Annotated in this window: 12 protein-coding genes; 9 read left to right on the forward strand and 3 right to left on the reverse strand. The window is 68.2% G+C overall.

All coding sequences use genetic code 11. The features are described 5' to 3' along the window. The first annotated feature begins 214 nt into the window (after positions 1 to 214). Positions 215 to 1,543, forward strand: coding sequence for a mannosyltransferase (locus tag IG65_RS0111425; protein WP_369801530.1), 1,329 nt, complete (start codon positions 215 to 217; stop codon positions 1,541 to 1,543). Between the two features lie 6 nt (positions 1,544 to 1,549). Here the strand turns inward: IG65_RS0111425 and IG65_RS0111430 are convergent, their stop codons facing one another. After that, positions 1,550 to 1,843: a 4a-hydroxytetrahydrobiopterin dehydratase gene (locus IG65_RS0111430; RefSeq protein WP_030514860.1), complete on the reverse strand. Its 294-nt coding sequence runs from the start codon at positions 1,841 to 1,843 to the stop codon at positions 1,550 to 1,552. A gap of 29 nt (positions 1,844 to 1,872) precedes the next feature. Then, a complete protein-coding gene (locus tag IG65_RS38445; protein WP_086006963.1) occupies positions 1,873 to 2,049 on the reverse strand; it encodes a hypothetical protein in 177 nt (58 codons plus the stop codon). Positions 2,050 to 2,210: 161 nt separating this feature from the next. Between IG65_RS38445 and typA the strand changes: the two genes are divergently transcribed. The 8 genes from typA (at position 2,211) to IG65_RS0111475 (ending at position 11,117) form a co-directional block, all read left to right on the forward strand. Further along, on the forward strand, positions 2,211 to 4,112 hold the full coding sequence (gene typA / locus IG65_RS0111440; protein WP_030514861.1) for a translational GTPase TypA: 1,902 nt from the start codon (positions 2,211 to 2,213) through the stop codon (positions 4,110 to 4,112). A 176-nt stretch (positions 4,113 to 4,288) separates the two neighbouring features. Further along, on the forward strand, positions 4,289 to 6,070 hold the full coding sequence (locus IG65_RS0111445) for an ABC transporter family substrate-binding protein (protein WP_030514862.1): 1,782 nt from the start codon (positions 4,289 to 4,291) through the stop codon (positions 6,068 to 6,070). Next, a complete protein-coding gene (mshB, locus tag IG65_RS0111450) occupies positions 6,067 to 6,996 on the forward strand; it encodes an N-acetyl-1-D-myo-inositol-2-amino-2-deoxy-alpha-D-glucopyranoside deacetylase (protein ID WP_231509147.1) in 930 nt (309 codons plus the stop codon). Before IG65_RS0111445 ends, mshB begins: the two co-directional genes overlap by 4 nt. A gap of 30 nt (positions 6,997 to 7,026) precedes the next feature. Next, positions 7,027 to 7,185 carry a hypothetical protein gene (locus IG65_RS38450; protein WP_167331885.1) on the forward strand — a complete coding sequence of 53 codons (159 nt, stop codon included), beginning with the start codon at positions 7,027 to 7,029 and terminating at the stop codon, positions 7,183 to 7,185. Further along, positions 7,182 to 7,616: a hypothetical protein gene (locus tag IG65_RS0111460; protein ID WP_231509148.1), complete on the forward strand. Its 435-nt coding sequence runs from the start codon at positions 7,182 to 7,184 to the stop codon at positions 7,614 to 7,616. The genes IG65_RS38450 and IG65_RS0111460 overlap by 4 nt, the downstream gene beginning before the upstream one ends. A gap of 254 nt (positions 7,617 to 7,870) precedes the next feature. Further along, complete coding sequence (locus IG65_RS0111465) at positions 7,871 to 10,363, forward strand: nitrate- and nitrite sensing domain-containing protein (protein WP_231509149.1); 2,493 nt, start codon at positions 7,871 to 7,873, stop codon at positions 10,361 to 10,363. Next, complete coding sequence (locus tag IG65_RS0111470) at positions 10,356 to 10,745, forward strand: roadblock/LC7 domain-containing protein (RefSeq protein ID WP_030514865.1); 390 nt, start codon at positions 10,356 to 10,358, stop codon at positions 10,743 to 10,745. The genes IG65_RS0111465 and IG65_RS0111470 overlap by 8 nt, the downstream gene beginning before the upstream one ends. A gap of 6 nt (positions 10,746 to 10,751) precedes the next feature. Then, positions 10,752 to 11,117, forward strand: a complete 366-nt coding sequence (locus IG65_RS0111475; protein WP_030514866.1) for a DUF742 domain-containing protein — start codon at positions 10,752 to 10,754, stop codon at positions 11,115 to 11,117. A 25-nt stretch (positions 11,118 to 11,142) separates the two neighbouring features. Here the strand turns inward: IG65_RS0111475 and IG65_RS0111480 are convergent, their stop codons facing one another. After that, on the reverse strand, positions 11,143 to 13,098 hold the full coding sequence (locus tag IG65_RS0111480; RefSeq protein ID WP_030514867.1) for a GMC family oxidoreductase: 1,956 nt from the start codon (positions 13,096 to 13,098) through the stop codon (positions 11,143 to 11,145). Positions 13,099 to 13,136 lie beyond the last annotated feature (38 nt).

Below are 13,136 nucleotides of genomic sequence, written 5' to 3' on the forward strand. Positions count from 1 at the left end.
CAGCCATGGGTGTGATCTTGCCTGCACCGCCCGGCAATTCCGATCACCCCGCACGGCGCGTTATCAGAACATAACCTGTGTTTTCGGCCTTCGCTTCGCTTCGGCGGGGTCTCGGCCCTTTGGGCCTCGATTTTTCACTCCTCCGCTCGGTCGCTGTGTTCCCTCGCTCCCTCAGTCCAAAATCGAGGCGGGCCGAGACCTACCGAGGGTGTACATATCGGCGACGTATGCCCGGGGCTACGCACGCCGGGAAGCGAGGGCAGAATTACAGCCCGTGACCCGACACCTCCGTTTGGCCGACATCCGCGTGGCCGGGGCTGTTCTGGCCGTATCGGTCGTGGCCCGTCTGGTACTGATGTTCGTGCTTCCACACGGGCTCGACGTGGTCGACCTGCGCGTATACGTCGAGGGCGCGGCCAACTTGGGCAGTGGGCATCTCTACGACTTCGTCTATGCCGACAAGACTCCGAATTTCCCGCTTCCGTTCACCTATCCGCCGTTCGCGGCGGTCGTGTTCTATCCGCTGCATTTCCTGCCGTTCGGGCTGGTGACGCTGCTGTGGTTCGGGTTGATCGTGGTGGCGCTGTACGCGTCGGTGCGGATCGCTTTCGCGCTCTTGCCGGGTTCGGCGGCGGAGTCGGATCGGCGGGCGGCGGCGATGCTGTGGACCGCGCTGGGGCTGTGGCTGGAGCCGACGCGGACGACGCTGGACTACGGACAGGTGAACGTTTTCCTGCTCCTGGCCGGGCTGGCGGCGGCGTACTCCGCCCGTTGGTGGCTGTCGGGGCTGCTGGTGGGTGTGGCCGCGGGCGTCAAGCTGACGCCGGGGATCACCGGTTTGTATTTCCTGGCGCAGCGGCGGTGGGCGGCCGCGGTGTGGTCGGCAGTGGTGTTCGCGGCGACGATCGGAGTGAGTTATCTGATCTCGCCGTCGGAGACCCGGACCTATTTCGGGCCGCTGATCGGTGACGCCAACCGCATCGGCCCGGTCGGTTCGGTGGTCAACCAGTCGCTGCGCGGGGCGCTGAGCCGCATTCTCGGCCACGACGCGGGAGCGCCCTGGTATGTGGCGGGGCATCGCATCCCGTTCGGGCCGTGGTGGCTGGGTGCGGTGCTGCTGACCGTGGTGCTGGCCTGGTTCGCTTGGCGCGCGGTCGATTTCGGCGATCGGCTCGGAGTGCTGCTGGTGGTGCAGCTGTTCGGGTTGATGGTGTCGCCGATCTCCTGGTCGCACCACTGGGTGTGGTTGCTGCCGCTGATGATGTGGCTGGTGCACGGTCCGCTGCGTTCGATCGCGGGGGCGCGGGTGGTGGCCGGATTCTGGCTGGTGACCACGCTGCTCGGCATTCCGTGGATCCTGACCTTCTTCCAGCCGACGATCTGGGAGATCTCCCGCCCGGCCGTCCTGGCCTGGCTGGGTGCGATCTACGTTTTCGGCGTGGTCGCGACCTATCTGTGGATCATCTGGGCGGGCGCGCAGCGCGGGCGGCCGGGCACACCGGTGTCGGCGCCCGCGGTCGCGGCGGGTTCGGTGGCGGGTTAGGCCGGTTCAGCTCTGGTCGGCGAGGCGGTCGATCTGGCCGGCCAGCGCGAGATCCTTGCGGGTGATGCCGCCCTCGGAGTGGGTGGAGAGGGTGAAGGTGACCCGCCGCCACCGGATATCGATATCGGGGTGGTGGTTGACCTTCTCGGCGGATTCGGCCACTCGTCGCACCAGTTCGATGCCGGCCATGAACGACGGGGCCTCGACGGTTCGGGAGATGCTACTGCCGGTGTGGGTCCAGGCGGGTAGTTCGCGCAACCCAGTGGCGATCTCGCTGTCGGAGAGCAATGGGGTACTCATACTTTCGGTTCTACCCCAGCGGTCGCGGCTCAGGCCGCACGCGCGAGTTTGAGAGCCTTTTTGAGATCTTTGCCCTTGACCCCGGCGGCCTGGCACTTCTTCATTTTCGAGACCACGACAGGACATTTCAGACAGCGCTTCTTCTTACGGCAGCACTTCTTCTTCGGTGTGAGGTGTGCGACCTCCTTGGCCTTCACCTTGCCCATGCGGCCCAGGGTAACCAACCATGATGCCGGAAACGGTGGCCGACCGGGTTTCGGTACTGTGTACCTGGCCGCATGTCCGGTGAGATCAGTCCACCTGCCTTGTTCGGACCCGCTACGGCGCGGGTCGGCCGCAACCCATTCATTCAGCAGGAGGATTCAACGTGTCGTCTGTCGAGTTCCGCAATGTCGCCATTGTGGCTCATGTCGACCACGGCAAGACGACGCTGGTCGATGCCATGTTGCGGCAGTCCGGTGCCTTCGCCGAGCGTGCCGAGCCGGTCGACCGGGTGATGGACTCCGGTGATCTGGAGCGCGAGAAGGGCATCACCATTCTCGCCAAGAACACCGCGGTGCATCGTCATCACGGCGACGGCAGCGTCACTGTGATCAACGTCATCGACACCCCCGGTCACGCCGATTTCGGTGGCGAGGTCGAGCGCGGTCTGTCCATGGTCGACGGTGTCGTGCTGCTGGTCGACGCCTCGGAGGGGCCGCTGCCGCAGACCCGGTTCGTGCTGCGCAAGGCGCTGGCCGCCTCGCTGCCGGTGATCCTGGTCGTGAACAAGACCGATCGTCCCGACGCCCGGATCGAGGAGGTCGTCGAAGAGAGCCACGACCTGCTGCTGGATCTGGCCTCCGACCTCGACGACGAAGCGTCCGAGGCGGCCGAGCTGGCGCTGGATCTGCCGGTGCTCTACGCCTCCGGCCGCGAGGGCAAGGCGTCCACCCAGCGCCCCGAGAACGGCAGCGCGCCGGATGCGGAGAATCTCGACGAGCTGTTCGAGGTGCTGCTGAAGTACGTGCCCGCGCCCAAGGGCGACCCGTCGGCCCCGCTGCAGGCGCACGTCACCAACCTGGACGCATCGCCGTTCCTCGGCCGCATCGGCCTGGTCCGCATCCACAACGGCACCCTGCGCAAGGGCCAGAACGTCGCGTGGATGCACGGTGACGGCGTCAAGACCGTGAAGATCACCGAGCTGCTGCAGACCATCGGCGTCGAGCGCAAGCCGGGTGAGGAGGCCGTGGCCGGCGATATCGTCGCCATCGCCGGCATTCCGGAGATCATGATCGGCGACACTCTCGCCGATGTGGACAACCCGGTGGCGCTGCCGCGTATCACCGTCGACGAGCCGGCCATCTCGGTGACCATCGGCACCAACACCTCGCCGCTGGTCGGCCGGGTGCAGGGCCACAAGCTGACCGCCCGCATGGTGAAGTCGCGGCTGGATCAGGAGCTGGTCGGCAACGTCTCGCTGCGCGTGCTCGATATCGGCCGTCCGGATGCCTGGGAGGTGCAGGGCCGTGGTGAGCTGGCGCTGGCGATCCTGGTCGAGCAGATGCGCCGCGAGGGTTTCGAGCTGACCGTCGGCAAGCCGCAGGTGGTCACCAAGCAGGTCGACGGCAAGGTGCACGAGCCGTTCGAAGAGCTGACCATCGATTGCCCGGACGAGTACCTGGGCGCGGTCACGCAGCTGCTGGCCGCCCGCAAGGGCAAGATGGTCCAGATGAGCAACCACTCCGCCGGGTGGGTGCGCATGGAGTTCATCGTCCCCTCGCGCGGTCTGATCGGTTTCCGCACCGACTTCCTCACCGAGACGCGCGGCACCGGTATCGCCAACGCGGTCTTCGACGGCTACGCGCCGTGGGCCGGCGAGATTCGCGCCCGCCACACCGGCTCGCTGGTCTCCGACCGTGCCGGCACGGTGACCCCGTTCGCGATGATTCAGCTCGCCGACCGCGGCCAGTTCTTCGTGGAGCCGGGCGCCGACACCTACGAGGGCCACGTGGTGGGTATCAACCCCCGCGCCGAGGACCTCGACATCAACGTCACCCGCGAGAAGAAGCTGACCAATATGCGCTCGGCCACCGGCGACGTGCTCGAGACCCTGGCCAAGCCGCTGCAGCTGGACCTCGAGGGCGCCATGGAGTTCTGCGCCGCCGACGAATGCGTCGAGGTGACCCCCGAGATCGTGCGCGTGCGCAAGGTGATCCTGGGCGCCACCGAACGCGGCCGCGAGACGTCGCGCCGCAAGGCCCGCGACCGCGCCGCCCAGAACGCGTAGGCGTATCTCCGCGGAAATCCGAGAGGCGCACGTCCAGCGGACGTGCGCCTCTGTGTTTCCAGGTGAAAGTGCTTCCAGACGCCAGAACACCCGGAAGTTCATTTCCCGAACAACCCCGCGAACTGAAAGGCCCCACCCGGCGCAATAGAGTACAAGCCGTGATGTCGGGAGTTCGTATGCGTGCAGGGCAGCGCGTGGTACTGGTGCTGATGTTGGCGCTCGGAGTGCTCACCGCGTGCACCGCCAATCCGCCGCCGCCGATCGAGAGCACCGACAGCCCGAAGACGACTCCGGCTACGCCGACGAAGTCCACGGTGGTGGTGGCGGTCGACGACATCGGGATCGGATTCAATCCGCATCTGCGGTCGAACCAGTCGCCGGCGACGAATGCCGTTGCGTCGATGGTGTTTCCGAGCCCGTTTCGTCCGGTGCCGTCGCCGACCGTGCCCGGGGGGACGGATTGGGTGCCGGATGCGGCGTTGATGGTGTCGGCGGATGTGACGCCGTCGGATCCGGCGCAGCCGGATCAGTTCACGCTGACCTACAAGATTCAGAATCAGGCGTCGTGGTCGGACGGGGCGCCGATCGCGGCCGAGGATTTCCGCTATCTGTGGCAGCAGATGATCAGCCAGCCCGGGGTGGTGGATCCGGCGGGCTACCGGTTGATCAACGATGTGAAGTCCTCGGAGGGCGGCAAGACGGTGACGGTGACGATGAGTCAGCCGTATCCGGCTTGGCGGCAACTGTTTTCGGATCTGCTGCCCTCGCATCTGCTCAAGGACGCACCGGGTGGTTTCCAGCGGGCGCTGGCCGTGGAACGTGGGCTGATCGATCAGAATCCGATCTCCGGCGGGCAGTTCCGGGTGAAGCAGGCCGACGCGGGCCGCGAAGAGATCCTGCTCGAACGCAACGACCGCTACTGGGGTACTCCGGCGGTGCCGGATCAGATTCTGTTGCGGCGCGGCGGAACTCCGGCGCAGCTGGCCGAATCGCTGCGCGCGGGAGACGCCCAGATGGCGCTGGTGCACGGCGGTGTCGCGACGCAGGCGCAGCTGGCCGCGATTCCGCAGGTGCGGACGGCGATCATGCCGCAGGCGCGGGAGATGCAGATGGTGCTCAACGGGCGGTCCGGGGATCTCGCCGATCCGCGGGTGCGCCATGCGGTGCTGGGGCTGCTCGATCCGGCGTTGCTGGCCTCGGTGGGCGCCGAGACCGGCGCGTGGGTGGATCCGGTGCGGGCGCAGATCCTGGCGCCCTCGGATCCGGGATACGCGCCGACGGCCCCGCCGCGGCCGTCTCCCGACCAGGCGTTCGGGCTGCTGGCCGACGCCGGATTCGGCCGTGCGCCCGAGTCTCCCGCGTCGGGTAATCCGACGACTTCGCCGGCGCCGCAGCCGCGTCCGGTCGCCAAGAACGGCCGGACCCTGACGATTCGCATCGGCGCGGTGGACAAGGATCAGACCACGCTGGCCGTCGCGAACACCGCCGCCGATCAGCTGCGCAGCGCCGGAATCGATGCGTCGGTGCGCAGCCTGCCTGCCGACGAGCTCTACGGTAAGGATCTCGCGGACGGAACCGTCGACGCGGTGGTCGGCTGGGAGCGGGCCGGTGAGGATCCGGCGACGATCCTGTCCTCGCGGTACGGCTGCCCGCCGGTGGCCGCGCCCGGTCAGGAGGACACCTCGCAGATCGATGCCATCCGCAAGGCGCCGGGCAATGTGTCCGGGATCTGTGATCCCTCGCTGCAGCCGCAGATCGACGCGGCGCTGCGCGGGGTGGATGTGCCCAAGGCGATCGGTGATGCGGAGCCGAAGCTGTGGGATCTGGCGACCGTGCTGCCGATCGTGCAGGACACCGGTGTCGCCGCGGCGAGTTCGCGGATGGACGGGGTTTCGCTGAGCGGTTCGATCCAGGTCGGGATCTTCGGCGGCGCGAGTACCTGGCGACGGCTGTCGTGACCGGAACCGGCGGACTGGTTCTGGTACACGCCCACCCCGACGACGAGTCGATCGCCACCGGCGGCACCATCGCGCACTACCGCGCCCGTGGGGTTCCGGTGACCGTGGTGACCTGCACGCTCGGCGAGGAGGGCGAGGTCATCGGAGAGCGTTGGCAACAGCTCACCAGCGCCCACGCCGATCAGCTGGGCGGCTTCCGCATTCACGAGCTGACCGCGGCGCTGGCCGCCCTCGGTGTCGAAGCGCCGCATTTTCTCGGCGGGGCGGGGCGCTGGCGGGATTCCGGGATGACCGGTACGACCGCCGACCCCAAACCCCTGGTGCCGACGCATCCGCGTGCCTTCGTCGATTCCGGGCCGGCCGCGGTGGCGGAGTTGAGCGAGGTGCTGCTGCGGCTGCGCCCGCGCGTGGTGGTCGGCTACGACCCGCGCGGCGGCTACGGCCATCCCGACCATATGCGTGCCCACCGGGTCACCATGGACGCGGTGGCCGCGGCGGCCGAAAAGGGTTGGGACACACCGAAGGTGTACTGGACGGTGACCGACGCCGACGTGCTGCGCCGGCATACCGCGGCCTTGGCCCGCCGCACGGTCGATCGTCTGCCCGGGGCCCTGCCGAGCGGATGGCGGTTGCCGGCGGTGGGCGAGCTGGCATGTGTGTCGAGTGAGACCGTGACCACCACGATCGATGTCTCGGATGTGCTGGCGGCCAAGCGCGCCGCCTTGCGCGCGCACGCCACTCAGGTGACGGTCGCGCCCTCGGGCCGCGAATTCGCGCTGTCGAACAACATCGCCCAGCCGGTGTTGCCGGAGGAGCACTACGTGCTGGTGCGTGGTCGTCTCGGGCCGGTGGGCCCGGACGGACACGAGGACGATCTGTTCGCCGGGCTGGATCGACCGTGGGAGCCGGCACCGGGGCTGGCCTGATCGTGGGTGCTTCGGCTTAGACTGCTGGGCATGTACAACTGGAGCCTGCAGGACGCCATCGTCGCGTTCGTCGAGAGCCAGAAGCCGAACTGGCAGGCGCAGCACGATCTGTACCTGTCGGTGCTCTACGGATTCGTCGATATGCAGAGTCATCTGTTGACCCTGCTCGGCTTCCCGCCGGTACCGTGACGGCGGCGACGACCAGCCGGACCGCGTATGTGCCCGGCGGGTCGAAGTATGCCTGGCCGATGCTCGGCGGCGTGCTGGCGGCGGTGCTGGTGTTCGACGGGCTGCTCTCGGTCGTGCTCGAGGTGCTCTATCTGCCGCTCCACATCGGCGCCACGCCGTTCCCGATCGCGGCCCTGGTCGCCGCGGTGGTGAACGTGCTGCTGGTGCGGGGAATGGGTGTGGTCGTGTCGCGCCCGGCCGCGATGGGGCTGCCCGTGATCGCGTGGCTGTTCGGATTCCTGATCTGCTCGACCACCGGGCCCGGCGGCGATGTGCTGCTGACCGATTCGTGGACCTCTCCGCTGCTGCTGGCGTGCGGCATCGTGCCGGTGGGCTTCTATCTGTTCCGCCGCGCGTTCCTGCGTCCGAAGGCCACGCCCGCCACGCTCTGAACCAGTGCCGGTCGCGGGAAAGGCATTGCCGGAAAGAGATATCGGCGAACCGCTGTAGCGGGCCGGAGGGTCGGTTAGTCTCTCAGGCGTTATCTGTGGTTCTGCCGCCCGGCGGGCGGTGTGGTTAGGAAGTGGGGGCCGGTTGCTCAGCTGGCCGGTTGGCTCGGGTGCGCCGAGATCCGAATGCGCGCGGACATCGCCCGACAACAGGAAGATCACCCGTGGTTGAGTGGTCGAAGCTTCCTGGATTGCCTGTGAACACAAAGGATTCGCGCTGGCTCGGCCTGATGAGCCGGGGTGTGCGCGGGCGGGTCAGTGTGCGCGTGCGCCTGCTCGCGATCGTGCTGATCTCCAGCGTCACGTTGCTCGCCATCGGCGTGGGCGCGGCGTCGTATCTGGTGCGGTCGGGTCGCGATGCCCGGCAGTGGGCCGAACTCGCCAGCAGCACCGCGGCTCCCGCGGTTGCCATCATGGAGACCTTCGGTGAGGAACGCCGGCTCTCGATGCTGCAACTGGCGGGTGATCCCGGCGCCACAGCACAATTGACGGCGGCGCGGCAGCGCTCGGATGCGGCGCTGGCCGCCCTCACCGCCAAGGGCGACGAGGCGCAGAAGATGAATCCGGACAACTCCGGAGCCGATATCGCCGCCTACGGCCAGCTGCTCGCACAGTTGCCGCTGGTGCGCCGCGGCATCGATTCCGGCCAGGCGCCGGCCGATCAGGTCTTCGGACTGTTCAGCCGTTTCACCGCGGCGATCATCGATGCCTCGATGCTGGCGGCCCGGGTCGCACCGGATGCCGGCATCGCCGTGCAACTCGGCTATGCCGTCCAGGTGATGCGGGCCGCGGAGGCGCTGTCCGAAGCCACGACGCTGGGTGAATTGTTCCTGGTGACAAACACGTCGACGCCCGCGCAGTGGACCCAGTACACCAACTATCTGGGTGAATTCCGCGGCCAGATAGCCTATTCGCTCTCGGTGCTGAAGGGCCAACGCGCGGATCAGCTCGACGCGATCGTGAACAGTCCGGCGTGGGCCCAGATCAACGAGATGGCCGATGCGATCGCCGCGCGCGGTCCGACACCGGCCACCGACGATGCCGACTCGAGTACGAGGGCCGGCGACACCACTCGTTCGCGCACGACCCGGCAGACCGCGAAACCGCTGCCGATGACCCTGCAGGCCTGGCAGGACGGTTCCGCGCAGATCGCGTCCGGACTGCTGACACTGTGGCAGGACAAGAGCCGGGACGCGCATGCCGAGGCGCGGGATCAGGGTGACCGCACCGCCATCGGATCGCTGGCCGGCGGCGGTGCGGTGTTGCTGGTGTCGGTTCTGGCCTTCCTCGCCTCGCTGGTGCTGGCGAACCGGTTCATCGGCCGGATGCGCCGATTGCGCCGCGACACACTGGAATTGGCCAATGAACGGCTGCCCGACATCATGCGCCGGGTGTCGGCGGGCGAGACGGTGGATGCCCCGTTGGAGGTGTCGCGGCTGGACTTCGGTTCCGACGAACTCGGCCAGGTCGCGCAGGCGTTCAACCGGGCACAGGTGGCGGCGGTATCGGCGGCGGTCGCGGAGTCGAATACCCGCGCCGGTATCAACACGATCTTCCTGGATATCGCCCATCGCAGCCAGGCGCTGGTGCATCGTCAGCTGGCGCTGCTGGACCAGGCCGAGCGGCGCGAGGAGAATGCCGACCAGCTCGAATTGCTGTTCCAGCTCGACCATTTGGCGACTCGCGCCCGCCGCAACGCCGAGAATCTGATCATCCTCGGCGGTAAGCAGCCCGGCCGGCGCTGGCGCAATCCGGTGCCGCTGATCGAGGTGATTCGCGGCGCGGTCGCGGAAAGCCTGGACTACACCAGAATTCGCATCGGCCGCATTCCGCGCACCCGGGTGATGGGCACCGCGGTCGCCGACCTGATCCACCTGCTGGCCGAGCTGATGGACAACGCCACCTCGTATTCGCCGCCGCAGGCGCGGGTGGAGGTGCATGCCGCGGTGGTGGGTCGCGGGGTAGCGGTGGAGATCGTCGACCAGGGCCTGGGCATGACCGCCGACGAGCTCGACCGGCGCAACGAGATGCTGTCGCATCCGCCGGAGTTCAGTGTGGCCGCACTCTCCAGCGACACCCGGCTCGGACTGTTCGTGGTCGCGAAACTGGCCAACCGCCACGGTATTTCGGTGAAGCTGCGCGAATCGGTGTACGGCGGCGTGCGCGCGGTGGTGCTGATCGGCACGCCGGTGCTGGAAGCCGGCGACGTGAACGGTACGGAGTTCGAGGATCCGGGACCCGCCACCGGTGAGTTCGCCGTGCTCGGACCGGCGACCAACGCTTCCGCCGCCCGTGCCGAAGTGGTTGTCGCCGAGGATGTTCCGGTGACCGAAGTGTCCACGCCACCGGCGACCGATCCGGACCCGGGCACACGACGCTCGGCCTGGTTCACCTCGGCCTCCGAGCACATCGATTCCGCGCCCGCGACCGGGGTGTTCGGTGCGCCCGTGACCACTCCGGGCGTGGTTCGCGCCGGTGAGGGCCGCCCGCCGCTGCCGCGCCGGGTGCGTTCGGCCGATCGCGCCGATACGCCCGAGGCCGGCTCGAATACCGTTCGGCAACGCACCGCCGATCAAGCTCGCAACCTGATCAGCGCCGTCGAGCAGGGCACTCGGCAGGGCCGCCGACCCGCTGCCGAAACCGGCTCCACGGCATCACAATTCGACACAGACGAGGGTGAAGATGGCTAATCCCAACCGAAGTGACGTCGGCTGGCTGCTCGATGATCTGGTGAAGGGTCTCACCGGTGTGCGCTACGCGGTCTTGCTGTCCACCGACGGACTGCTGCTGGGTAACTCCTCGGAGCTCGAGAACTCCGATGCCGAGCGGTTCTGTGCGATGGCGTCCGCGCTGCACAGCCTGGCCCGCAGCGCCGGACACCATTTCGACGCCGGCGGTGTCTGCCAGACCATGGTGGAACTCGACCGGGCGGTGCTGTTCATCACCGCCGCGGGCGACAACGCCTGCCTGGGCCTGCTGGCCGCGGACAACGCCGATCTGGGCATGGTCGCGTATGCGATGAACCAGACCGTGCAGCGGGTCGGTTCACATCTCGCCGTCGACCGACGATGAGTCACCGTGAACGACGGTGACGCCTGGTTCGACGACGAGGCCGGACCGCTGGTCCGGTTGTACGCGGTCACGCAGGGGCGTGGCCGCAGCAATCGGCCGGAGCTGGATATGCTGACCCTGGTGGTCGATATCGGCCGGGGCGCGGCGCTGCGCCGCCACGAACCCGAGTACGCCGCCATCGTGGAGTTGTGCCGCACACCGCAGTCGGTCGCGGAAGTCGCTGCGCGGCTGGAACTTCCGCTGACGATGACGAAGGTGCTCATCGGCGACCTCATCGACGACGGCCGCCTCGAATACCGCCAGCCTCGTCAGGACGAGGCATCCGACGTCGGCCTGCTGCAGGCGCTGCTGGACGGTATTCGCGGGCTCTGACACGGCGGAGTGCCTCCGGCACGGCTCAGCGCAACCGTGCCGCAAGGCGTTTCGCGTTCATATGGGCGATCGCCTCGATCGAGACCATCGGATTCACCCCGGACGCGGTGGGGAAGCAGGACGCGTCGGCGACGACGACGTTCGGCACGTCCCAGGTGGCGCCGTCGGGGTCGACCGCCGACATGTCCGGGGAGCCGCCCATCCGCGCCGAACCCATGATGTGCAGCGCGCCCATCGCGCACTGCCCGGGTTCGTAGCCGGCGGCGGCGCACGCGGCGGCGAATTCGGCGTGCGACCCGGTGCGTCCGGGCTCGTAGGCGGGGCCGGCCTGCTGGCCGGAATAGATGCGACGCGCCCCGGCGGCCTCGAGAATCTGTGCGGCGCCGAGGATTCCGGTGTGCAGATGGCCGCGATCGTGGTCGGAGAGCCGATAGGAGACCACCGCTTCGCCGTTCTTGTCGACGCCGACACTGCCGTGGTCGCGGTCGCGAGTGATCACTCCGAGGGCCACCGACTTGTTCAGCTCCAGCAGATTCGTCCGGTAGGCCGCCGCGCCGCGCCAGTTCATGAAACCGACGCCCATGCCGGGATGGATGGGACCGGTCTCGTAGATGACGCCGTAGCCGTTGCCGTCCAGATCGCGGTGCTGGCGGCTGATCCGGGCCTGCATACCGCCCTCCCACGGCCGGATCGGCTCGTCGAAGACGCCGAAGACCGCCGCGGCGGGATGCAGTCGCAGATAGTTGCCGATGTTCTTGTTGCCCAGACCCGATCGCTTCAGCAGCGCCGGGGTCTGCACCGCACCGGCGGCCACGACCACGGCGCGGGCCCGCACCTCGATCGGGGTGCCGTTCGAACTCACGGCCGAGACTCCCTCGGCGCGACCGTTGTTCACGAGGATGCGCCGCACATTCGCGTCGACCACGAACCGGGCGCCGTGCTCGGCGGCATCGGCGAGCCAGGTCTTGGTGACCGACTGCTTGGCGCCGACGCGGCAGCCGTAGGGGCAGCGACCGCATTCGACCCCGGCGTCGCACGCGTCGCCGACATTGCGGGGCAGGGTGTCGATATGCCAGCCCAGAGCGGTGGCGCCGCGTTCCAGCACGCTGTCGCGCGCCGAGAGCGGGGAGTGGCGGTCGTTGACGCCGAGACGGCCGGTCACCGCGTCGAGGGCGGCGGTGAATTCGTCCTGCGCGAACTGCGGCACACCGAGTCCGGCCCATTCGGCGCGCACCTCGTCGGGCGTGCGCAGCGAGGTGCTCCAGTTGACCACCGTGCCGCCGCCCAGGCAGGTTCCCGCGACCAGGGTGATCTGGCCTTCGCTGGTGGCGGGCGGGCCGGGGGCGTACAGATTGAGCAGGGCGTCGAGTTCGCCGGTGCCGAAATCCTGGTCGTCGTAATAGTTTCCGCGTTCCAGCACGATGACGTCGAGACCCGCCTCGGCCAGTACGGCGGCGGCGGTGCCACCGCCGGCCCCCGAACCGACGATGACGACATCGCAGGTCAGTGTGGTCGCTGCGGTCGGACGCAGCACGGACAGGGCGGGCGCCGGCGCCGAGGCGAGCGTGCTGGGCGGGCCCGGATAGTCGATGGCCTTCCACAGCGGGTGGCTACCCGTGGGGCCCGGCGTGACGTTGTAGGACAGCAGAGCGGCCTGCTTGAGCGCCTGAAACAGCGTGCGCTTCAGCGTGATTCGGGAATCGCCGAGGCGGAGCAGGGTGCGCTCGCGCTCGTCGGCGGTCAGCGCCGAGAAGCGCCGGCCCCGGTTGCCGAGCAGTACCCCCGCCAATCGGGAATCCCACAGATCGAGCAGGGTGGCGAGCTGTTTCACCTCTGAGGGGCGCGGGTTGCGGCTCAGGATGTCGAAAACCGTAGCCACGGAACCTAATTCGGTCGCCGACGGCAAACTCAGCCCGTCGCCCGGTGTGAACGTATCGCAGATCAGGCCCAGGGCTGCGCGCTGCTTCGCTGTCGGATCCATAAAAGCTCACCTTTCACAACACTGGGGTGAGTTGTATC

The organism is Nocardia sp. NRRL WC-3656 (assembly GCF_000720265.1).
Lineage (GTDB): Bacteria > Actinomycetota > Actinomycetes > Mycobacteriales > Mycobacteriaceae > Nocardia > Nocardia nova.